This is a genomic window from Bradyrhizobium sp. AC87j1 (assembly GCF_002936975.1).
In the GTDB taxonomy this organism is placed as follows: Bacteria; Pseudomonadota; Alphaproteobacteria; order Rhizobiales; family Xanthobacteraceae; genus Bradyrhizobium; species Bradyrhizobium shewense.
In genome coordinates, this window is the sequence record NZ_PTFE01000002.1 from 212,778 (window position 1) to 234,669 (window position 21,892).

The 21,892-nt window shown below is 64.9% G+C and carries 24 protein-coding genes; 10 read left to right on the forward strand and 14 right to left on the reverse strand.

Translation table 11 applies throughout. The features are described from left to right. Window positions 1–2: 2 nt before the first annotated feature. From CV770_RS02495 to CV770_RS02510, 4 genes are all read right to left on the reverse strand, one after another. The gene (locus CV770_RS02495) at window positions 3–245 is read right to left on the reverse strand and encodes a hypothetical protein (RefSeq protein WP_104461199.1); all 243 of its coding nucleotides are present in this window, start codon (window positions 243–245) and stop codon (window positions 3–5) included. 252 nt (window positions 246–497) lie between these two features. Further along, on the reverse strand, window positions 498–1,205 hold the full coding sequence (locus CV770_RS02500; protein WP_165637400.1) for an outer membrane protein: 708 nt from the start codon (window positions 1,203–1,205) through the stop codon (window positions 498–500). A gap of 286 nt (window positions 1,206–1,491) precedes the next feature. Then, on the reverse strand, window positions 1,492–1,926 hold the full coding sequence (locus CV770_RS02505; protein WP_201759662.1) for a hypothetical protein: 435 nt from the start codon (window positions 1,924–1,926) through the stop codon (window positions 1,492–1,494). A gap of 210 nt (window positions 1,927–2,136) precedes the next feature. Beyond that, entirely contained in the window at window positions 2,137–2,574 is a 438-nt protein-coding gene (locus CV770_RS02510) for a His-rich protein BRANT (RefSeq protein WP_104461200.1), read from the reverse strand. Between the two features lie 250 nt (window positions 2,575–2,824). Between CV770_RS02510 and CV770_RS02515 the strand changes: the two genes are divergently transcribed. Then, window positions 2,825–3,367: a tetratricopeptide repeat protein gene (locus CV770_RS02515; protein WP_104461201.1), complete on the forward strand. Its 543-nt coding sequence runs from the start codon at window positions 2,825–2,827 to the stop codon at window positions 3,365–3,367. 106 nt (window positions 3,368–3,473) lie between these two features. Further along, window positions 3,474–4,859 carry a serine hydrolase domain-containing protein gene (locus CV770_RS02520; RefSeq protein ID WP_104461202.1) on the forward strand — a complete coding sequence of 462 codons (1,386 nt, stop codon included), beginning with the start codon at window positions 3,474–3,476 and terminating at the stop codon, window positions 4,857–4,859. On the opposite strand, the gene CV770_RS02525 is transcribed toward CV770_RS02520, so the two are convergent. Continuing rightward, window positions 4,849–6,417, reverse strand: coding sequence for a S10 family peptidase (locus CV770_RS02525; RefSeq protein WP_104461203.1), 1,569 nt, complete (start codon window positions 6,415–6,417; stop codon window positions 4,849–4,851). The genes CV770_RS02520 and CV770_RS02525 overlap by 11 nt on opposite strands. A gap of 248 nt (window positions 6,418–6,665) precedes the next feature. Here CV770_RS02525 and CV770_RS02530 point away from each other — a divergent pair, with 248 nt between their 5' ends. From CV770_RS02530 to CV770_RS02540, 3 genes are all read left to right on the forward strand, one after another. Next, window positions 6,666–7,445 carry an NAD kinase gene (locus CV770_RS02530; RefSeq protein ID WP_091957674.1) on the forward strand — a complete coding sequence of 260 codons (780 nt, stop codon included), beginning with the start codon at window positions 6,666–6,668 and terminating at the stop codon, window positions 7,443–7,445. A 99-nt stretch (window positions 7,446–7,544) separates the two neighbouring features. Further along, on the forward strand, window positions 7,545–8,090 hold the full coding sequence (locus tag CV770_RS02535) for a response regulator (RefSeq protein WP_008549760.1): 546 nt from the start codon (window positions 7,545–7,547) through the stop codon (window positions 8,088–8,090). Window positions 8,091–8,118: 28 nt separating this feature from the next. Continuing rightward, window positions 8,119–8,697, forward strand: coding sequence for an Hpt domain-containing protein (locus CV770_RS02540; RefSeq protein ID WP_104461204.1), 579 nt, complete (start codon window positions 8,119–8,121; stop codon window positions 8,695–8,697). Between the two features lie 154 nt (window positions 8,698–8,851). On the opposite strand, the gene CV770_RS02545 is transcribed toward CV770_RS02540, so the two are convergent. The 4 genes from CV770_RS02545 to folE all read right to left on the reverse strand — a co-directional run bounded on the left by CV770_RS02545 (window position 8,852) and on the right by folE (window position 12,760). Further along, complete coding sequence (locus CV770_RS02545; RefSeq protein WP_104461205.1) at window positions 8,852–10,027, reverse strand: DUF2336 domain-containing protein; 1,176 nt, start codon at window positions 10,025–10,027, stop codon at window positions 8,852–8,854. A 281-nt stretch (window positions 10,028–10,308) separates the two neighbouring features. Next, window positions 10,309–11,388 (reverse strand): transglycosylase, encoded by a 1,080-nt coding sequence (locus CV770_RS02550; RefSeq protein WP_104461206.1) that lies wholly within the window; start codon window positions 11,386–11,388, stop codon window positions 10,309–10,311. A gap of 173 nt (window positions 11,389–11,561) precedes the next feature. Continuing rightward, window positions 11,562–11,984, reverse strand: a complete 423-nt coding sequence (gene hisI, locus CV770_RS02555; protein WP_104461207.1) for a phosphoribosyl-AMP cyclohydrolase — start codon at window positions 11,982–11,984, stop codon at window positions 11,562–11,564. Between the two features lie 83 nt (window positions 11,985–12,067). After that, window positions 12,068–12,760 carry a GTP cyclohydrolase I FolE gene (folE, locus tag CV770_RS02560; RefSeq protein ID WP_018322161.1) on the reverse strand — a complete coding sequence of 231 codons (693 nt, stop codon included), beginning with the start codon at window positions 12,758–12,760 and terminating at the stop codon, window positions 12,068–12,070. 235 nt (window positions 12,761–12,995) lie between these two features. Here folE and CV770_RS02565 point away from each other — a divergent pair, with 235 nt between their 5' ends. Then, on the forward strand, window positions 12,996–13,451 hold the full coding sequence (locus CV770_RS02565) for an iron-sulfur cluster assembly scaffold protein (protein ID WP_028141104.1): 456 nt from the start codon (window positions 12,996–12,998) through the stop codon (window positions 13,449–13,451). 66 nt (window positions 13,452–13,517) lie between these two features. Here the strand turns inward: CV770_RS02565 and CV770_RS02570 are convergent, their stop codons facing one another. Beyond that, the gene (locus CV770_RS02570; protein ID WP_201759663.1) at window positions 13,518–14,417 is read right to left on the reverse strand and encodes a COG3904 family protein; all 900 of its coding nucleotides are present in this window, start codon (window positions 14,415–14,417) and stop codon (window positions 13,518–13,520) included. A 247-nt stretch (window positions 14,418–14,664) separates the two neighbouring features. Here CV770_RS02570 and yidD point away from each other — a divergent pair, with 247 nt between their 5' ends. Then, window positions 14,665–15,003 carry a membrane protein insertion efficiency factor YidD gene (gene yidD / locus CV770_RS02575; RefSeq protein ID WP_091957692.1) on the forward strand — a complete coding sequence of 113 codons (339 nt, stop codon included), beginning with the start codon at window positions 14,665–14,667 and terminating at the stop codon, window positions 15,001–15,003. Window positions 15,004–15,095: 92 nt separating this feature from the next. Continuing rightward, window positions 15,096–15,335, forward strand: a complete 240-nt coding sequence (locus tag CV770_RS44005; protein WP_028141107.1) for a hypothetical protein — start codon at window positions 15,096–15,098, stop codon at window positions 15,333–15,335. Here the strand turns inward: CV770_RS44005 and CV770_RS02585 are convergent, their stop codons facing one another. Further along, entirely contained in the window at window positions 15,336–16,550 is a 1,215-nt protein-coding gene (locus tag CV770_RS02585) for a hypothetical protein (protein ID WP_104461208.1), read from the reverse strand. A gap of 2 nt (window positions 16,551–16,552) precedes the next feature. Further along, complete coding sequence (locus CV770_RS02590) at window positions 16,553–17,920, reverse strand: APC family permease (RefSeq protein ID WP_104461209.1); 1,368 nt, start codon at window positions 17,918–17,920, stop codon at window positions 16,553–16,555. A 318-nt stretch (window positions 17,921–18,238) separates the two neighbouring features. Between CV770_RS02590 and CV770_RS02595 the strand changes: the two genes are divergently transcribed. Further along, the gene (locus CV770_RS02595) at window positions 18,239–19,561 is read left to right on the forward strand and encodes an alpha/beta hydrolase (protein ID WP_104461210.1); all 1,323 of its coding nucleotides are present in this window, start codon (window positions 18,239–18,241) and stop codon (window positions 19,559–19,561) included. 171 nt (window positions 19,562–19,732) lie between these two features. After that, window positions 19,733–20,059 (forward strand): GrlR family regulatory protein, encoded by a 327-nt coding sequence (locus tag CV770_RS02600; RefSeq protein WP_091957716.1) that lies wholly within the window; start codon window positions 19,733–19,735, stop codon window positions 20,057–20,059. Window positions 20,060–20,093: 34 nt separating this feature from the next. Here CV770_RS02600 and CV770_RS02605 read toward each other — a convergent pair whose 3' ends face one another. Further along, a complete protein-coding gene (locus CV770_RS02605) occupies window positions 20,094–20,471 on the reverse strand; it encodes a hypothetical protein (RefSeq protein WP_028141112.1) in 378 nt (125 codons plus the stop codon). 91 nt (window positions 20,472–20,562) lie between these two features. Further along, on the reverse strand, window positions 20,563–21,732 hold the full coding sequence (locus tag CV770_RS02610) for an MFS transporter (RefSeq protein WP_104461211.1): 1,170 nt from the start codon (window positions 21,730–21,732) through the stop codon (window positions 20,563–20,565). Between the last annotated feature and the right edge of the window lie 160 nt (window positions 21,733–21,892).

The window sequence follows — 21,892 nt, forward strand, 5'->3', positions numbered from 1 at the left end:
GGTCAAGGCGTTGCGGTTGCCAGCGAGGCCTGCTCACCGGCCAGCACCACGCAGGCCTTGCGGCGATGCAGCCCGCGGATCGCGCCGGTGACCTTGAGCACCTTGCCCGACGAGCACGACGCGTCCTTGACGAAAGCCACCTCGTAAGGTGCCAGCATCAGAGGCTCGGATTTGAGGATTGTCTGTGCAGAGCACGGCAGGCAGACAAAGCACGAGAGCACCACCGCCGACACCAAGATACGCATGTCCGTCGTCCCACCAGCCCGGTAATTCTCATATAACGCTTTCCGGAGCGCGAGTTCCGTAAGCGGCAAAAATTATTTTTGCTTTACCCAAGTCCCATGACGCGCGTGAGAAGGCGCCCGTCGGATGTTTTCCTGCAAATGACGCGCCAGATGGTTCACGCAAAGCAAACATGGGGCCGGCAGGCAAGAGGCTGACAAACGAAAGGCCGGCGGGAAGCCGGCCTTTGTCAGAGCGATGATCGCGGTGGAGGGTCAGTAGCGCGTGGCTGCCGGACCACCCCAGCCGAAGCGGTAGTTCACACCGACCTTGACGGTATGCTCGTCCTCCCGGCCGCGAACGCCGACGATATCGGCCGGGCCGGAGGTGAAGGTGGTGCTGCCGAAATTGTAGTACTGGTACTCGGCCTTGGCCGACCAGCTCGGCGCGAACATGTATTCGAGGCCGGCGCCGACGGTGTAGCCGTCCTTGCTGTTGCCGGTGGTGGTGAAACCCTGCGGCACCCCTGCGACATTGACGCCCAGGCCGCCATTGCGCCAAGCGTAACCGCCCTTGGCGTAGAGCAGCGCCGGACCCCAGGTGTAGCCGATGCGGCCGGTCACCGACCCGAGCTGGTCGGTGTTGGAGGTCACCTGCGTGCCCAGCGGGAACGTGACACCGTTGTTGTTGGTCGGCAGCCAGGAATACTGGGCCTCGATACCCACCACCCAATTGGGCGCGAACTGGTAGTCGAAGCCGCCCTGCACGCCGCCGAGGAAGCGGGCGTCGCTGGACTGGAAGCTGCTGTCGCCGGCGAACGCGCCGCCGACATGGCCGCCGATGTAGAAACCGGTCCAGTTATAAATCAGCTGCGGCGGCGTATAGGCCGGGGCCTTGGCGTAGGTGCGCGGCTGCATGTCCGCGGCTGCAGCCGGCGCGGCCAGCGCAAGCAGAGCAGCTGCACCCAGCAAAATTGATTTCATGATCATCCCCGTTCTTTCATTTACGACACTCAGGAAACAACGTGGCGTGAATTGGGTTGCTTCGCGGCGATGCCGGAACGTTGATCGCTCGTGACTGTGACGGAGGGGCAACAACGCGATTTTGTTCCGTCACGTCGTCCTGCACCGACTATTTTTGTCGTCTGCGCAGGGCCTGCCGTAACAATTTGTCGCGAGGTCAAACCACCCCGTTCAAAGCTCGCCGAAATGTGATCCAGCGGCTCCGGCAGCATCGTTCTAACACCCGGCGATGAAGGCGGGCTTTGCGCTACCGCGTCATCTTTTCCAGTTCCGGAAAGGGTACGTAAACCGCGCCGGCGCAGAGCTCGCTCGTGCGGTCGACGACGCGGTCCGCCCGTCCGTTGACGAAGATCACAGCGCGTTCCCGCATGGCCTTGTAGCTGCCATCGGTTTCGCGCGGGGTGAAATGCAGACAGCTCACATAGAACTGCCGGCCGCCGACCTCGCGCTGGACGGGCTCGGCCATGCTGGCCTCGCGCACGCCGACCGGGTTGTTCAGATAGGTGCGCATCAGCGCCAGGATGTCGCCGCGGAAATTGTCGGGAAACGGCTGCGGCCCTCCGGCCTGGGTCCCACCGATGATGGTCGGACGATCACCGTCGCTGCCGAAACATGCCGCAAGCGCCAACGGCAATAACAGGACCGATGCCAAGCAGGCCGCACGTTTCGCCAATCGCCCCACAGATCCCGCTCCCGCTCGAACAGACTAAGGCGACGTTCTAGCCGCAAGGTCGTGCAAAGGGAATTCGCGTCACCGGGGCTTTGCGACGCACGCACCGTCCCGCCGCCGGCGTCTGCGCTTTCGCGCAAGGCGCCGAGACGACGGGCCGGGTCTGAAGTCCTGACGCGGCGGCGGGGCAATGCTTGGGATGCCGCCGCGCAGGATCAGTCGTTAGCTGCGCTTCTCGGTGGCCAGCGGCTTAGTCACCTCAGGCTGCGCCTTCAGCTTCTTCGCCGACAGACGCTTGTGGTGGTGGCGATGGGTGCGCACGGTCTTGTGCTCGTCGGGCGTGACCGCGGCGTTGGCATTCATCGCCTTCGACTTGGTATCCACCTTGGCGTCCGCCTTGACGTCGGCGGGCTTGACGTCGCCGGCCTTCGCGTCGGTCTTGGCAGTGGCCTTCGCATCGGTCTTGGCATCGGTCTTGGCCTCGACCTTGGCATCGGCCTTGATGGCGGTGTCCGGTTTCGCGGCAGTGGTCGAGGCCTTGGTCTGGCTCTGGTCCGCCTTGATCACCGGGGCCGTGGTGGTCTTGCCGGCCTCGGCGGCGAAGGCCGGGGCTGCGATCACGGAAGCGGCGAGCAAGGCTGCGGAAATGGTCTTCAACATGGTGGTCTCCTCTTGGAAGGATCTTGAGGCGGCGCCCTCTCGCCTACCCTTCGATCGTGGGTGGGAGCCTAGGGGCGGCGCGCTGAACCCTGTCTGAAGCCCCTTGCAGGCTTCCGTTCATCTCCATGACAAGTTTGTCATCCGCGCCCGGGCGAATAGATCGTGCGAAGCGGGAATGTTTTCGCCAGACGGGTGTTCCGGTCTTCGGGCAATCGTGTAGGATCGCCACGTTCCATACGGGAGAATTTAGATGCGCAAACTCTCAATGCTTGTCGTGCCGGGATTGGTCGCCATGTCGCTGGCGGCCGCGCCGGTGCTGTCCAGCGCCTATGCCGCCGGCAGTGACGAGCCCTCGCCGCCGCCGAAGTCGGACTCCTCGTCCAAGAAGGGCAAGAAGAAGAGCTCTTCCGTCAGCGATCCCAAATTCCTCGCCGCCTATCGCACCGCCTATACTGCGATCTACGACAACCACGACTACACCGGCGCGATCGATCGGTTGAAGTCGCTCAAGCGCAACGACGTCGCCGACGTCGCCAACCTGATCGGCTACTCCTATCGCAAGCTCGGCGACTACCAGTCGTCGAAGGTCTATTACGAGCTGGCGCTGAAGGACGATCCGAACCACGTCCGCACCTGGCAGTATTACGGCCTCTGGCAGCTCGAGCAGGGCAACCGCGAACAGGCGCAGTATCATCTGAACAAGATCGCCTCGCTCGCCGGCACCGACAGCTCCGAATATCGCTCGCTCGCCACGGCGCTCGACAAGCCGACCGGCGCGACGCTCGTCTACTAAGACAATCGCATCTTCAACCTCGCGAACGGGCACAACCTTTCGGTTGTGCCCGTTCGGCTTTCTCGGCTAGCCTCTAGCATCGATTTTCCCAGCAAATTGGTGTGCAATGGACCCGTGGCTGCGATCCGCGATCGACTACATCGGCTCCTGGATCGAATTCCAACTGACGACAATCCAGCAGCCAGGCGTCATCATCGCATTCGCCCATCGCGGCGAGATCGTCGCCGAGCATGCGTTCGGCCTTGCCAATCTCGACACCGGCGAGAAGCTCACCCCGCGCCACCGCTTCCGCATCGCCTCCCATTCCAAGAGCTTCACCTCGGCCGGCATCATGAAGCTGCGCGAACAGCGCAAGCTCCGGCTCGACGATCCGGTCGGCCAATATGTCGGTGGCCTGCATCCGCGCGTCGCCGAGACCACGATCGGGCAGGTGCTCTCACACAGTGCGGGGCTGACGCGCGACGGCGCCGATTCCGGACAGTTCATCGACCGCCGTTCCTATCTCAACGCGAAAGAGTTGCTCGCGGAATTGAAGCTGCCGACCGCGATCGAGCCCGGCACCCGCTTCAAATATTCCAATCACGGCTTTGGCCTGCTCGGCCTCGTCATCGAAGCGGTGACGAAGCAGCCCTACTCCGCCTGGATCAAGCGCGAGATCATCGAGCCCGCGGGCCTGCGCGAGAGCGAGGCGGACGCGCCGCTGCCCAAGGACGCATCGTTCGCGCGCGGCCATACGCGAAAGCTGCCATTCGGCGAGCGATGCGTGATCCCCGGCGACAATCCCGCACAGGCGATGGCGTCCGCCGCGGGCTTCGTTGCGACTGCCGGCGACACCGCCCGTTTCTTCGCGCAGCTTGCGCCCAATGCGAAGAAGAGCGTGCTCTCGGTCGCGAGCCGCCGCGAGATGACGCGACACCATTGGCGTATCCCGCAGAGCTTCGAGGGCTATTACGGCCTCGGCGTCAATGCCGGCAAGACCGACGGCTGGGACTGGTTCGGCCATGGCGGCGGTTTTCAGGGCTACATCTCCCGGACCTGCGCCATCCCCGCTTGCGAGCTCACGATCAGCATCCTCAGCAACTCCATCGACGGCGCGGCGCCGTTCTGGATGGACGGCGCGATGCAGATCTTGCGCGTGTTCAAGACGCGCGGCACGGCCGACCGGCGCCTGCGCGACTGGACCGACCGCTGGTGGACGATCTGGGGCGCGAGCGACCTCGTGCCGATGGGCAACCGCGTGCTCGTCGCCAATCCGCAATTCATCAATCCGTTCATGGATGCCGCCGAGATCGAGGTCACCGGCCGCGACACCGGCAAGCTCGCCTGGGCTGCGGGCTATTCCAGTCATGGCGAGCCGGTGCACCGGATCCGCGACAAACGCGGCAGGATCAGCGAGGTCTGGATCGCCGGCGCCAACCTCAAGCCGGCGAGCGTCGTGGCGAAGGAGATCGCCCGTCGATATAAGCCGCGCAAACGTCGGCCTACTCCCTGATCAGCGCCTCGACCTCGCTGCGAAACAACTGCCGCGAGCCGCCTTGCGAATAGAACATGTGGCCGCCGGGATAGACGACGAACTTCACGCGCTGCGTCGCAAAGCCCGGCATCTGATCGAGCACCCGCTTCGTTCCGAAATAGGGCGTGGCAAGGTCGAACAGGCCGTGCGCGACCAGCACGTTCAGTTTCGCGTCGGTGGCGAGGATCTGGCGCAGATCGGACACCGATTGCGGCGGGTTGATGCCACGACCGAAATCCCAGTGACCTTCCACGCTGCCGTTCAGGACTTCATAGGAGCCGTCGGGCCGCCAGTTGAGCTTGCGCGTGAGCACGTCGACCGCGGCGCTCGTCAGCGGCGCCTGGAGTGCGTCGCCCGAGGGGTCGCCGAACCGCGAGCTGCTCGAATCCGGATAGGGATCGAAGCCGCGCACCGAGGCATCGTAACGTCCCGTCACCTTGCCGTTCTTGCGGTCGAATTCGCGGCGGAACTCACCGACGTCGAAGCGGCCGGCGAGCCGGCGGCTCACCGCCTGGTCGATGCCGGTGAGCGCGGCGACCTTGTCGGCAAGACGATTGGTGGCCTCCTTGTCCGCCTCGCCCTTGACGAGGTCAGCCAGGAATTCCCCGCGCGCGTAAGCCTCGACGTCGGCGAGATCGGCGCGCTTGACCGGCCCTTTTACCTCGCGTGCCACCGCCACATAGCTCGGCAGCGTCGCGACATATTGCAGGAGGCTGGTGCCGGTGAACTCACGGAAATCCAAGAGCGGCGACACCAGGATCAGGCCCTTGACGCCGACGCCGTGCTGGAGTTGCAACTGGCGCACCACCTTCGGCCCGCGAATGCCGCCATAGCTCTCGCCCGCGACGTATTTCGGCGAGGTCAGCCGGTCGTGCTTCTCGAGCCAGCGGCGGATCACCAGCGCGATCGCGTTGACATCGCCGTCGACAGAGTAGAACGATTTTCGTGCGTCCTCGCCGCTCGCAATGAAGCGGCTGTAGCCCGTGCTGACGGGATCGATGAAGACGAGATCGGTGAAATCGAGCCAGGTCTCCGCGTTCGGCTTCACCTCGGGCGAGGCTGACGGCGACAGCGCTTCGCCGTCGAGCGGCAGCCGCCATGGACCGGCCGCGCCGAACTGGAGCCACGCCGAGGACGCGCCGGGCCCGCCATTGAACAGGAACGTGACCGGGCGCGTGGCGCGGTCGGCGCCGTCGAGTTGGTGGGACGTATAGGCGATGTCGGCCAGCGGCTCGCCCTTGCCGTCGAACACGCGGATGGAGCCGGCGGTCGCGGCGAAATTGAGGGTGCGGCCGGGCAGATCCAGCGTCTGCTTCGTGGTCGAATCCGGGGGGAGACGGTGCGGCTCGGCCGCGGACGGCGAGGCCTGCGTCGCGCTTTGCGGATTGGCGGCGCGCCCACCCTTCTGTCCCGCTGGCGATGCCGCCTCGGAGCGCGGCTGCGGCGGATCATCCGCGCGCGCCACACTCGCGAGCGCGGCCGCGGACACGGCCAGCACGAGCCCGGTTCGTCGCAGCGTCGGCAAGATCGTGAACATGATCGTTCTCCCTGCCCGGCTGTCACAGCCGGCGCGCATCGAACTAGCGCGGAATTGCGACGCTTTGCGGGATCAGCGGTCCGATGGGCAAGTAAGGCGCCCGGGCTGGCTCAAATCAACCCGTTTTGTTCTCCGGATCGACAATCGCCCGTTTGCCTTGAGAGGCGGTCATCCTCGACAATGGAGCCCCAGGTCGTATAGACGAGCCCGGCGGAACTTCCTCCAGCCAGCGGCCTGCCCGACAAGCCATGATCAAGCCCCAGCGATACGACCGCATCGCCTTCGTCGCCAGCCCGAGCAGCGAGGCGCAGGCCGCCTTCAGCCAGCTCACCAGGGACTATGGCAATTGCGACCCGAGGGAGGCCGACGTCGTGGTCGCGCTGGGGGGCGACGGGCTGATGCTCCAGACGCTGCACCAGAACATGCGCACGGGAAAGCCGATCTACGGCATGCATCGCGGCACCGTCGGCTTCCTGATGAACGAATATGCGACGCACGATCTGCGCGCGCGGCTCGAGACGGCGCATGAATCCGAGATCAATCCGCTCCTGATGCGCGCAACCGACGTCAACGACCGCGTCCACCTGCACCACGCCATCAACGAGGTCTACCTGTTCCGGCAGACCTCGCAGGCGGCGCGCCTGCGGATCCTGATCGACGAGCGCGAGCGCATGCCCGAGCTGATCGCCGACGGCATCATCGTGGCGACGCCGGCCGGCTCGACGGCTTACAATCTGTCGGCGCAGGGACCGATCCTGCCGATCAACGCCGCCCTTCTGGCACTGACCCCGATCAGCGCCTTCCGCCCGCGCCGCTGGCGCGGCGCCCTGCTGCCCAACACCGCCTATGTCGTGATCGAGGTGCTGGAGGACGACAAGCGTCCGGTCGCGGCCGTCGCCGACCATGAGGAGGTCCGCAGGGTCCGGCGCGTCGAGGTCCTGTCCGACAAGAGCATCTCGATGCGCATGCTGTTCGACCCCGGCCACAGCCTGGAAGAACGCATTTTGCGCGAGCAGTTCGGCTACTGAGCCCCCGCCCCCCGCGCGCTGCGGGAGCCCGGTCGCAACCCTTCGTTAACCCTCGCCACGATATGGTTAACGAAGGTTGACCGCTTTGGCCCGGGCGTCATGTTCCGTATCGACTTCAACAAGCTGCGCTTCCTCGTCTGCGACGACAATCCGCACATGCGCCGCATCCTGCGGACGCTGCTGCATTCGTTCGGCGCGCGCGAGGTCTATGAGGCCGAGGACGGCGCCACCGCGCTCGAAATGTACAGCCATTACGTGCCTGACATCGTCATCACCGACTGGGCCATGCCGATCTTCGACGGGCTCGAGCTGGCGCAGATGATCCGGCAGCCGGAATCCAAGGGCAACCCCTACGCGCCGATCATCATGCTGACCGGCCACTCCGAGAAGCGCCGCGTCACCGTGGCGCGCGATGCCGGCGTCACCGAATTCCTGGCCAAGCCAATCTCGGCCAAGGGGCTCTATCAGCGCATCCTGAACGTGGTGGCCAATCCCCGCCCCTTCATCAAGACCAAGACCTATTTTGGGCCGGACCGGCGCCGCAACACCAATTCCGCCTATATGGGCCCCGAGCGCCGCGTCGGCGAAAAGCACGAGGTGCTCCAGCAGCCCTCGCTGCTCGACAAGGCCCGCTCATCCATCTAGCGCAACGTCTTCAGACGAGGCAGGCATCATGGCGAAGAACAGCGCAAAGGACATCGAGGTCACGGCCTTCGCCACGCATCAGATCATCACGCAGCCCAACCCGCTGCGGAAGGTTCTGCGCCGGGTCGAAGACAAGGACATGGACGATCCGATCGGCCGCGCCGAGCAGGCGCTCGCGGACCTGTCCGGCGAGTTCAAGGATTGGATGACGACCGAGGTCAATCGTCTGTCGGCCGCCTATGTCGCCATCCGCAATGACGGCTTCACCAAGGAGCGGCGCGACGAGCTGTTCCGCGCCGCGCACGACATCAAGGGCGACGCCGCGACCTTCGGCTATCCGGCCGCAGCCGGAATCGCCGAGAGCCTGTGCCGCGTCATCGAGCACGCGCCTGATCTGGAAAAGGTGCCGGCCGAACTGTTCACGCACCACATCAACGCCATCCTCGCCATCGTGCACGAGAACACCAGGCTCGACAGCATCAGCGTCTCCGCCGAGCTCAGCCGCCGCCTGCGCAAGGTCGCCGACGACTATCTCGCCCACGTCAACCGCGACCGCCCCGAGCATCTCGAGGTGATCCTGGCGCCAAGCATCGCGCCGACGGAGTAAGCGCCCGTCTTTTTCATCTCGTGTGAGGCTGCTCGATCCACACGGGCAGCATCGTAGGGTGGGCAAAGCGAAGCGTGCCCACGATTCATCCCGAATCATACTGATAGGTGGTGGGCACGGCGCTGTGCGCCTTTGCCCACCCTACGGCATCTCGCTACGCGGCAATCAGATCGCCATACAGCGGATCGATCGTATCGTCCGCGACCAGCTCGTCGCAGAACAGCCTTGCCTCCTCCCGCGCCGACTCGGTGGCGAAGCGGCGCAGCAGGACCATCAGCGGCTCGGTGACGCCGCGGTCGGTCTCGCAATGGGTGAGCACGCGCTCGACCATGCGCCGGCGCAGCCGCACCGCGCCGTCGTCGCTGTCGACGAAGCCTTGCTCGTGGCAGGCATCGAGCGCGACCTGGAACGCCGCGAACGTCGCCTCGGGAAGCCCGGCGCGGCGAAGCAGCGCGTGCAGGCTGTTGCCGCCGCGGTCGTGCAGCAGCGCGGTGACGCGCGCCAGCGGCAGGTCGGCAAGCTCGGCCAGCGCCGCGTCGAAGAGGTCGAGATTGCTCGACAACAGCGCGCGCAGGATGAGACCCGCCGTGAGCTGGCCGGTGATGCGCAGGTGCCGCACCAGACCCTGCATGTCCTCACCGCGCGAGCGCGATGCGATGTTCATGGTGGAGCGGTCGCGTGCCTCGAGCGCGATGCGTTCGGCGCGATCGGCGCTGAGCCAATTCCGCGCCACGACGAACTGCGCCAGCGTCTCGGAGAGTTTCGCCACCAGCGCGGCGCGGGTTGCGGACGGCAGATCGTCCAGCACCAGCATCGCCTCGCGGATCGCGGCGAGATGGCCGTGGCGCTCGACGATGCGGTCCCAGGAGAACGGCGCGAGCTCGGCGTTGGGATTTTCGATCAGCTCCAGCGCGGCCGCCGCGCAGCCGACTTCGGCGATGGCGGCGCAGACCGAGACCGGCAGCGCGATGCGGCGTGCGACCGCGCATTGCACCTCGTCATTGCCGGTCGCGACGATGTCGACGAGATCGGCGTCGATCAGCAGCGGGGAATGTTCGAGCACGGGCAGCGCGACGGTCGGCTGGTCCGCCGACAGCGCCCGCACGATCGATGCCGGCGCATCAAGGCTGCGCGCAAAAGCCTCGGCCATCGCCTGCCGCACCAGCGGCGAGGGATCGTCGAGCTGCATTAGAAGCGCGCCTTCGGCGGCGGTGCGGTCGTCTGTCGAAAGGTCTGAGATCAGCCAGGCCCGGGCCAACGCCCGTGTGGCCTCGGCCCGCTCGCCGGCGGGCGCCGTCCTGATCCAATTGATGAACTGCCGAACAATCATGCTGCTTCCGGCTTACACAACAAACGAAAATGGTGACGGCTCGTCACCTGCAACACAAAATAAACCACGACGCTTAACAAAGCGTTCACCATAACTGGCTGGTTTTATTGACGTTTTGTTAAGGGAACAAAGGCGCTCGGCTTGCGTGCCCGGACGCAGCGCAGCGCGAAGTGATGTGCTGCTGAGCCGAGGGCACACCATGTTCGAGAGCGCTTGCCGCATGGTCCCGGCTCTGCGCAGCAACGCTACGCGTTGCGGCGCGTCCGGGACACAGGACGCGACTAGCTCGAGAACGTGCCGCTGCGATCGCTGAAAAGATCGAGCGGCTGCGGCGGACGCACATCCGGCGTCGCGGATGCAACTGAGGTCGCTGGTGCGACCGAGGTGAACGAGGCGTTGTTGCCCCACAATTTCTGCACCGTGGTCGAGACCGGCTGCGTGGCATCGCCGGGCTGATAGATCGAACGAAACACCGGCGTGGTCGGGGCATTGTCCGCGACCGTCGTCGGCGGTGTCGCACTGACGGGCGTCACCGCGCGTGTGTTCGGGAAGGTCTGGAGATAGGCGGCATTGTCGATGACAGGTACGGTGGGCCGCACGCCGCTCGCGCTCGCAACCTCTGTTGTCGAGGGCGCGCCGCCATACATCGCCATCGCGCTGCGGGTCGTTTTCGAATTGGCCGCGCTGGCATAGCGCGCGTCCAGCACCGAATAGACTTCGGAGACGCTGCGGGCGCGGCCGTCCTTGGCGTAAAAGATCGAACGGTTGGCGGACGCCGCATTGGGAAACAGCCGCGCGCCGACCGCTTGCGGATTGTCCTCGGCATTGGCAATCAGCTTTGCGGCGCCGCCGACGCCCATGAAATGCGCCATGTAGAGTTCGCTGTCGCTCGGCCTGCGCCCGAGCAGGCCCGTCAGCTTGAAGCTGTTCGACTGCGTCAGCGCCGCGGCCATGCTGGAGGCGGCTTCCAGATCGTCGCGCAGCTTCATGATCGACCGCTTCATCGCGGGATCGTCGACGGCGTAGCCACTCGACGTCGTCCTGGAGATCGCGTTGGCATAATTGCCATAGCCGAGCTGGGGGCCCGCCTCCTTCACTGTGCCGAGCCAGGTCTGGTCGATGAACTGGTAGAGCCCGTGCGCGGATGACGTCGTTGCACCCGCCGTCGGATCGAAATCCGATTCCATCTTGGCGGTGGTCAGCATGTACTGGAAGCTGACGCCGGAGACATTCGAGGCCTGCTTGATCGCACCGGCGACGCGCGCCCGCGACGGATCGAGAACCGCCGTCTGCGTGGCACTGGAATTGTCGACCGACATGATGAAGTGCCCGCCCCGCGCGGCGTTGAGCAGCGCCGGCAATTCGGCGCCTGTCGTCTCACCGTGGGACAGGTATGGTTAATGCGGGGTTAAATTGGCCGGGTCCGCCATTCCGGGGCGCGCGTAGCGCGAGCCCGGAATCCATCGCAATGCATTACGGGCGGCTGAATGGATTCCGGGCTCGCACCTGCGGTGCGCCCCGGAATGACAGCGAGCTACTTCTTGTAGACCGCGTCCGGATCGAACAGCCGCTCCGCATCGGCGAAGACCAGCTTCGCCCCGCCGCCTTCGGCCTCGACCTTGCGGTAGAAGCACGACCTTCGTCCGGTGTGGCAGGCCGCGCCGATCTGCTCCACGCGAATCCAGACTGCGTCCTGGTCGCAATCGGTGCGCATCTCGATCACGCGCTGGGTCTGACCCGAGGTCTCACCTTTTCGCCACAAGGCATTGCGGGAGCGGCTGAAGTACCAGGCCTCGCCGGTCGCGATCGTCTTGCGCAACGCCTCGTCGTTCATGTGCGCAACCATGAGCACGTCACCGGAGGCGACGTCGGTCGCGACGCAGGTCACAAGGCCGCTCGCGTCGAACCGGGGCTGGAAGGACAACCCTTCCTCGATCTCATGGGAGTGGGCGGACACAGCGACCTCGCTAGAGCATGATCCGGAAAAGTGTGAAGCGGTTTTCCGAAAAGATCATGCTCAAACAACAGAGCCGTGCGAGGTCAGCGCTGCAGGCCTCGCACCAGGGACAGGAAACGGGCCTGCTCCGCCGGATTGTCGCGGAACATGCCGGTGAAGCGGCTGGTGAAGGTCGAGGCGCCATGCTTGGCGACGCCGCGCACCGACATGCAGGTATGTTCGGCCTCGATCAGCACCGCGACGCCGCGCGGCTTGAGGACCTCGTCGATTGCAGCCGCGATCTGCGCCGTCAGATGCTCCTGGGTCTGGAGCCTGCGGGCGAAGATGTCGGTGAGGCGGGCGAGCTTGGACAGGCCGACAACACGTTCCACCGGCGTATAGGCGATGTGCGCCCTGCCGTAGAACGGCATCATGTGATGCTCGCATTGCGAGGTGAACTCGATGTCGCGCACCAGGACGAAATCGTCATAGCCCGCGGTCTCGCCAAAGGTGCGGTCGAGCACCTCGGCCGGGCACTGGTGATAGCCCTGATAGAGCTCGTCGAAAGCCTCGACCACGCGGCGCGGCGTGTCGAGCAGGCCCTCGCGCTCGGTGTTCTCGCCGATATAGGCGAGCAGCGTCTTCACCGCCTGTTCGGCCTCGGCACGCGCCGGGCGCGGCTGGTCGGCGCGGACGGCGGCCGCGAGGAATTCGGCAGGGTCAAGCTCGGCCGGGCGGCTCTCGGGCTGCCGGTCGGAGGGCTTGTTGGGGCGGATGGATTTGATGGTCGCGTCCATGTCTACTCCGTTCGACGGCCTTGCGGCCGGAGTGTCACCGGCAGACGGGGCGGCAATGCCGCCGGACGCCTGAAGAGAACAGTTGAACCTGACGAAAAGGCCCTCACCTCTCCCGTCGGCTGCATGGCTATCGCCACCGCCGCTGGACTGTTTTTCCGCCAGTTCCGACCCTATATAGGACCGTGGACGGCGCCCGCCAAGGCCGATCCGATGCGGAAGTGCTGGACCCCATCACATGCTGAACGACATCTACAACAAGCGGATCATTGAATTGGCCGGGAATATTCCGCGCCTCGGACGGCTGCCGGACCCCGATGCCTCCGCCACCGCCCACTCCAAGCTATGCGGCTCGACCGTGAAGATCGATCTCAAGATGGAGGGCGACAGGGTCACCGACTTCGCTCATGACGTGAAGGCCTGCGCTCTCGGACAAGCCTCCTCATCTATCATGGCAAGTCGCATCGTCGGCTCGACTGCAAGCGAACTCCGTGAGTTACGCGAAACTGTTCGCAAGATGCTGAAGGAGAACGGTGCGCCTCCTGAAGGCAAATGGGAGGAGATCAAGTTCCTCGAGCCGGTCCGCGACTACAAGGCGCGGCACGCCTCGACGCTCCTGACCTTCGATGCCGTGGTCGACGCGATTGGCCAGATCGAAGCCAAAGCCAAGCAGCCGGCTGCGGCGCAGGGCTGAACTCCCCATGTCATTCCGGGGCGTCGCAAAGCGACGAACCCGGAATCACTATCAAGATTTCAGAGCTTACTTCTGCGTCGCCGGAGCCGGCGCGGCCACGCCACCCGTCGGCACCAGGGCTTCCGCCGTCTTGGTCGACTTGGCAGCTTGCGACTGCTCCGGTTCCGCGCCGAACCTCGCCTGCGTCTTCGGCGCAAGCTCCGCCATTGCCGGCGCGGAGATGTCCACATGCGGCAGCACGTCGGCGACGAGGTCGGTCGTCACGAGATTGGTGAGCTTGAGCTCGCCGGCGTCCAGCTCATGCAGGTCTTCCCAGGGCGGCACGCTGAGCGCGAGCGATAGCAGATCGCCGGCTCCGCCCATGTCGAAGGTGTATTTGGCAAGCCGGCCGATGTCGCGTTCCACGATCATCAGGTCCTGCGCGCTGTAGCTCGCCGCCTTCGCATCGTCGGCGCGGTCGCCCATCCAGATCTGGTGGACGCGGACATGGGCAGCTTCCGGCACGTAGCGCTTCTTGCCGGCCAGCAGCAGGAACACGCACATGGATTCGCAATAGGCCTCTGGCGCAACCGCCGGGCGGGCGGACTGCCCGCCGCGGAGACTTATGCCGACCGTCGTCAGGAGTCCGAGATTGCGGAAGCGTCGGCCGAGGGTGATCGCGTCGTTGACGGAACCGCCGCTGGAATCGAGCACCACGGTGGCGCCGCCGAGCTGGCGTCCGCGGGAAAACTCTTCGAACTCTTTCGGTGTGTCAGCGGTGATGATGCCGACCGCGCTGACCCAGCCGCGGCAGTTCGGCTCGCAGGCAATCCAGTTGAACTTCATCGGGAGCTTGCGCTCTTCGAGAGCAACACCCGCGCGGGCCGATGACCCGAGTGTCGCGACGGCGCCAGCCAGCACGACTCCACAGACGGCGGTTCCCACCAGCAACCAGCCGCGAAGATTAAGGGAGTTCAGAAGTCTCAATCTGGTTCCTTCCCCAAGCCCCTAAGGTCCCCAACAATCCTTGGTAGCGCCCTCTGAGTCCATCATACAGGCGTATGTTTCTACACATGGACGTCACAAAAATGGTATCCGTGGGAATACAGTTCGTCCACAGGTACTTGCTGCACTGCTCCCAAAAAGCACGCAAAATATGGCGTGCAAACAACAGCTTACGGTTCCCTGCGCCGGAACTGTGCAACACCTCGATTAACATCGCAGCAAACCGCACATGAAGCATTCAGCCTGCGAGCATTGTTCCAGTTCGATCGAAGGTGTGCTCCGGCTCCCACGCAGATTCGGCCGTGCGCTGATCTGGCTCTACCGGCACACGCTGTCGCCCCTGGTCGGGTACAATTGCCGGCATCTGCCGACCTGCTCCGTCTATGGCGACGAGGCGATCGAACGGTTCGGGCTCTGGGCCGGCGGCTGGATGACGCTGGCGCGCCTGCTCCGCTGCAATCCGTTCGGCACGTCGGGCATCGACAATGTACCGCTCGCCGCACCGCCAGGCGCACACTGGTATCTGCCATGGCGTTACGGCCGCTGGCGCGGCGTCAATGCATCCTGAGATTGCTGCGATGCTTTGCGCATCGGTGGCCTGAGGGGAACCGCAAGCTTTCTTCCCGCGTTGTTTTGATGCTCCCCCGGGAGGAAACAACAATGCGCTGGAAAATCAGCCCTCATCTTCACTTCAGGCCGTTTCACTTCAGGCTTTCTCACTTCAGGCCTGGGCCCACCCCCGGCTCCAGGCGGCACCACGACCCCAGAACCTTGGATCTGCTCGCGATCGTCGCCTTGTTGGCGCTCGTGCTTGGCTCCGGCTGGTATCTGGCGACGAGCTTAGCCACCGCGCCGAGCACGACCGCCTTCATCGTGCCGAGCCAGAGCGTGCACTGGTAATTAGCGAAACCAGTAAAAGCGCCCGGGCGGCGGCGGGATCGGCTCGGGCGGCCGCAGCCGTTTCGGACGCGGCGGCTTCGGCGTCGGATCGGCCGACGAGTTGGCCTCCCCGCCCGGCGCCGTTTCGGTGCCCGGCACCCTGACCGCCAGCAGCAAATTGGACTCGTGCATCCGCCAGCGGTAGCCGACGCCGAAATCGATGGGCTGGGCCCGTGTGAACAACTCGGAATAGCGCTCCTGGTAGCGGCCGGGAAATTCGTCGATCGGCCCGAGATAGCGGCCGAACGGGAAGAACCGCCATTGCCGCGCGCCGTAGTTCGCAAGCGGAATCCCGGAATCGTCCTGGATGATGGTGGCGCTGTTGGCGAGCAGCCAGTCGCGAACGACGGTGAAGTTTCCGGAGTGCATGAGATAGGACGCACTCTTGAGCAGGCTGTTGCCGGGCCCGAGCGTCTCGCAGAATTTCAGGAATCCCGTGTTGCGCGCGCCGGCATTGGAGAGGTCGGTCGAGAAATAATATAGCGTGCGCGTTTCCCCATCGCTGCCGGCGAAGGTGATGCGAACGCCGCGCGTCGCGTTACGGCCCGGATTGTCGTCGCCGACATGCAAGCCCCCCTTGTCGTCGAGCGCGATCATTTCGACGTTGCGGATGGTCTTGCCGGAGCGCGCGAGGAAAACATAGAGGATCGGCAACGTGCCGTTGACCTGGTTGGCGTGCAGGTCGACCTTCATCTGCTTGGTGATGAAGAAGGAAAAGCTCAGGATCGAGCCGAGCGAGCGTTCGACATTGTAGAGCGCCGCGCCGACCGCGCCGCGCGGCAGCCGCGTCAAATCGGGCACGGCGCCGACCGGCTCCAGCGCGCCGAGCACGTAGGTGCTGGCCTTGGAATAGAATGTGTTGGCGTAGAGGAAATCGGGGCCGCTGAACATGTAGAACATGGTCGGCCGGGGCGCGGCGAGATTCACGTCGGCCCAATCGCGGATCTTGGAGAGCTGGCGCTGTTCGAGCTGGGCGAAGGCGCCGTCGAAGAATTTTGCGTGGCGCTGCCAGCCCGGATCCTTCGTGAGCGCCACCAGTGGCGAGTCCGCCGAAGGCTGCATGCCCGCTAGGAAGCGCGCGGTGTCGTCGAAGGTGGCGTCGGCGGCATGCGCGGACGAGACGGCCGCAGCCAGCAGGGCAAGAGCTGTGACCGCAATTCTGAGGGGACGAAACATGTCTATGCGCGATCGTGTGAATTGCCAGCGGCGACCGGCCGCCTGCGGAAAACAGCATAAATCAACAGGCCCGAGAGCATGACGAGCATCCCCGCGAGCGACTGCAGCGGCCGCTCGGTCAACAGGTAGTACATCATGAACGCGGTCACGAGCAGGAAAACCAGCGGCGTGAACGGGTATCCCCAGGCGCGATAGGGCCGCGGCAAATCGGGATCGGTGATGCGCAGCTTGATGACGCCGGCGACCGTGAAGAACGAGCAGAACAACAGTGCGAACTGGATGAAGTCGAGCACCGCCTCGAAGCTGCGCGTGAACAGCAGCAGATTGGCGACCGCGAGCTGAAACAGGATCGCGTAGGCCGGCGCGCCGCTCGCCGATCGCTTCGAGAACACGCGTAAGGCGGGAATGTCCTCCCCCATCGTCATCATCACGCGCGGGCCGATCCACATCATCGCGCTGATCGAGGAGATCAGGCCAACGCAGATCATCGCGCCGACGATCCGACCACCGAGGCTGCCGAAGATGGCGCTACCGGCGACGCTGGCGACATCGAGCTGACCGGCAAGCGCACCGACCGGCGTCGAATGGAGAAACACTGCATTCAGCGCGACGTACAGCACGAGCACGATCAGCGTGCCCGCAAGGAGCGCGCGCGGAAGATTCCGCTGCGGCATGTTCATCTCGCCGATGATGTAGGTCGCGGCGTTCCAGCCCGAGAACGAATACATCACGAAGACGAGCCCGATCGCGAATGGCGCGCTGACGATGTGCGCGAGATCGCCCGGCTGCGGCGCGAACGTGATCGGTTGCGGGGCCGCGATGACGAAGCCGGCGACCAGGAAGGCGACGATCAGCGCGACCTTGATGATCGTCGAGATCAGCTGGAAGGTCGAGGAGTGCCTGACGCCGGTCAGTTGCACGAGCGAGACCAGCCACACCACGGCGATGGCGAGCGGGATCGGCGGCAGATCGGGCACGACCGATTTGGCATATTCGCCGAACGCCATCGCGGCGAGCGCGACGGGCGCGGCAAAGCCCACCGTCGCCGACACCCAGCCGGCGAGAAAGCCGAAGGCGGGATGATAGGCGCGACTGAGGAAATTGTACTCGCCGCTCGAGCGCGGAAACATCGCCCCGAGCTCGCTATAGGCGAACACCCCGCACAGCGCGACGATGCCGCCGACGGTCCACAGCAGCAGGATCGAGAAGCCGGACGGGATATCCTTGACCTGGAAGCCGAGGCTGGTGAAGACGCCGACCCCGATCATGTCGGCCACGACGATGGCGGTTGCGACCAGAACCGAGACCCCGGTCCCGCCTCCGGTCAGCCTGCCAGTCCAGGGCGCGGTTCCCGCATTTGATGCCGTCATCGGGGTCCTTAACCTCAGGCGTCGTGCCTCGTGGGCGCATCGTGCAGGTTGGCCCAGTCAATTCAAGCAGGGTTAACAAGGGCTAAATGAGGCGACGGAAGCGGGTAATCGAGCACCGCTTATTCCGCCCCCGAGCGATAAAGCTGCGCCCGCCCCAGGAAATCCCGTTCCTCCTCCCCACAATCAGGACACGATTGCATGGTCCTTTTGAGCGTTCCGGATGTGGGGAAGTTTCTCCGGACACTTAACGTCGCCTAAACGCCAGTCGGCTCAATTGTCTAGAGATGCCGATGGACGTGACTTTGGGGTCATGGGTGGATGGTCGGGGCCGTTCCGAAATTGAGAGCTGACAAGCGTGCCGACCGGACGACGTCCGGTGCGCGCGGTCGTGCCCTCCGGGTCGGCCTGATCTCAGCCTTGGTGCCGCTGTCCCTGACACTGGTTCAATGCGGCAAGGCGCCCAATCCGGCGGCGCTCGCGGCGAACTCGCAGGCCAATGTTCAGGTCGTTGCGAAGACAAATCAGCAAGTCGCGAGCGGCGACACCTTCGAGGATCGCTTCCCCGCTCCGCAATTCGGGGAGCGCTTCCCCTCAGCGAGCGAGAGTTTTCTGCAGCGGCAGATGTCGGACTTCTCGCCGAAGCGCGCCGTGCAGCAACCGCCGGCGGAGACGGCCCCCTACAAGGTCGCGTCGCTCGAGCCGCAGGTCCCCTACAAGCGTTCGCCCCGCGACGACCTGACGACGCTCGTCAGCATGAAATCGTCGGCCTTTCCCTATTTCGGCAACAACCCCGCCTCCGACGCGCCGTTTCTCAACATCGCCAAGGGCGACCGCCGCGGCCATCGCAGCTATTCCGGTCGCGTGTTCTGGCAGGACGAGACCTACAATGACAGCCGCGTGCTGATGCACGTGCCCGAGCATTTCGACGTCCGCAAGCCGGGCGTGATCGTGGTGTTCTTCCACGGCAATGGCGCGACGCTCGAACGCGACGTGCGTGATCGCCAGCTGGTGCCCAAGCAGATCACCGATTCCGGCGCCAATGCCGTGCTGCTTGCCCCGCAGATGGCGGTCGATGCCGCCGATTCCAGCGCCGGCAAGTTCTGGCAACCGGGCGGCTTCAAGCGCTTCATGGCGGAATCGGCCGATCACCTCGCCCGCGTCACCGGCGATCCCAACAGCGCCCGCGCCTTCGCCAACATGCCGATCGTGATCGTCGGCTACAGCGGCGGCTTCCTGCCGACGGCCTGGAGCCTGGAGGTCGGCGGCATCAGCGACCGCGTCCGCGGCGTCGTGCTGCTCGACGCCGTCTATGGCGAAATGGACAAGTTCGCGTCCTGGATCGAGAGTCACCGCTCCGGCTTCTTCGTCAGTGCCTACACCCGCCACACCGCGCGGCGCGACCGCGAGCTGATGAGCATGCTCCGGCAGAAGGGCGTCAGTGTCGCCGAGGACATGGACGGCCCCTTGCGTCCCGGCAGCGTGGTGTTCGTCGAGACCGGCGACGGCATCACCCATCGCGACTACGTCACCCGCGCCTGGACGCGGGATCCACTCAAGGACGTGCTGGTGAAGATGTCGGCGACGCCGGCGCTGGCGCTGACCCGCGTGGCCGCCACCAGTTCCGCCGCATCGAGCCGATAGGTTTGGATATTGGTCCAGCCGGTGTCCGGCTGCATTGCCTGCAATTCCCCCAGGCTCTGATCAAAATGTAATGTTGATGGCCGAAATCCCCGGAGGCCACCGGATTGCTTCCGCCAGCAAGGCTCATACTTTGCCGGCCAGTTTGTGATTGGAATTTCGCGGGGACAGGCAGTGCGTCAGGGATTGTACAAGGTCGACTTCCATACCGTTCATGGAACGGGCTGCGGCGTCGTCTATGTGATGGATGGCAAGATGCGCGGCGGCAATTCCGCTTTCGCCTTCATCGGCACCTATACGGGCGAAGGCGACAGCATCAAGGTCAAGATCTCGACCCAGCGCTATAACGACGACCCGTCCTTCAAGGCTCTGTTCGGCGCCGACCGGATCACGCTGGCGCTCGCCGGCCGGGAGGACGGCGACAACGCGGAATTCGAAGGCAACGCGCTGCAGGCGCCGGGCGTTGCCTTCCGAGCCGTGCTGAGCCGGATCAGCGACTGAGCATCAGCTCATTCAAGATTGGCTCTTGTAAGTATCAGCTCTTGGGCAGCTTCGGAATGCTCTCGGCAAAGCCGTTGAAGCAGGCCAGCCGCTCGTCCTCTTCCTTGAAGAAACGGCAATCGGCGTAGCCCTTGGCCTTCGCCGGCTTCGGCTTCGGCGCCGGCGCGATCACCGCGTCGTAGCAGTTGAGGCGGTCCTTGGTGCCGTCGTCGAGCTCGAGGCAGGCCTGGAGCCGGGCCGCGATCGACTGCGGCTTGCCCTTCGGCGCTGCGGCCGGCTTGGCCGCCGCCTCTTTGGTCCCTTTGGGCTTGACCTGCACCAAGGGCTTGTCCCCCACCATCGGTGGCTTGTCGGCTTGCGCAAACGCGGAGGCTGAATAGAGCACCGCGGCAACCGCCAGAATCATCCTCATTTCAGTCAACTCTCTTTGGTCCCCATGACCGGCGTTCTAGCGCTCCCGCGCGCGGTTTGCCAAGCACATTGCGTACACGAAGCCGCGGGATTCAGGCCGTTGCAGCCGCAGGCCGGGGCCGGGTCAGGACCACCAGGATCAGCGCCAGCACGACGAAACCCACCGCGACGAAGCCGAGCGCATGCAGGAGTTCGTGGGCGAAGAGCAGTCCGCCGATGGCGGAGCCGACCGCCTGGCCGATATAGAGAACGGACGTATTGAGCGCGACGGTCGCCGAGGCCAGCGGCGGCGCGGCCGCGACCAGCCGCACCTGCTGCATCGAATTGGTCGAGGCAAAGCCGAGGCCCCAGATTGCGACTCCAACCGTCATGAAAGCAAGCGTGCCGGCGCCGAGCGCCCAGCCCGTGATGCCTGCAAGCAGCAGGCAGGTGAACAGCAGCGAGGTCCGATAGGGTCCCGAGGTGTCGACGATGCGGGTGGCGACGACGACGCCGAGGAAGCCGCAGACGCCGTAAAGCGCGAACACCATGCCGATCGCATCGGGACCGGCGCCAGTGAGCTTCTTGAGCAGCGGGCCCATGAAGGTGAACACCACGAACTGCCCCGACATTTGCAGCATGGTGATCGCCAGCAGCAGCAGAATCGTCCTGTTGCGGCCGACCTCGCGCCAGGTCTTCAGGTCCACCGGCGCGCCCTTCAGGCCTGCCGGCAGCCGCAGCAGCAACAAGAGGAAGCTGACGCAACCGAGCACGCCGATCTCGCCATAGGCCGCGCGCCAGCCATAGCGGCTGGCAATGAAGGTGATCAGCGGAAGGCCGACGGCGGCAGCCAGCGACCAGCCGAGGAAGATATAGGCGATGGTGCTGCCCCGCCGCTCCACCGGCACGATCAACGCCGCCGTGCCGGCGGCCTGCGGCGTGTAGAGCGCACCGACCGCGAGCATCACGAGACGGATGGCGAGGAGGCTGGTGTAATCGGGTGCAAAGGCGGAGGCGAGATTGCCGAAGGCAAGCACCGCCAGCGTCGTCGCGAGCAGCGTCCGCCGTTCGATGCGGCTCGTCAGCCAGGCCGTCAGCGGCGAGCCGATGCACAGCGTGATCGCGCCGAAGGTGATGAGGAGCCCCGCCGCATGAATGCTGACGTCGAGCCCCGTCGCCAACTCCGGGAGCATGCCCGCCGGGGCCAGCACGGAGCAGCCGGTGACGAGATTGCCGAGCATCAAGGCGGTTGGCGCGAAACGCGGGGCGCGTCCATTTTCCATGCAAGTGCATGTAGAGCAGCCGCCGGGCCAGTTAAAGGGCCGGTGCGAAATAGTTCGTGCGCACGCCCGTTTTATGCGCCGATTTTCTTGGAATTGCCGGATTGCGCAGGCCGAATCGCCTGATATATCGCTCGTTCCCGCTTACCTGCGCTCGTTCGCA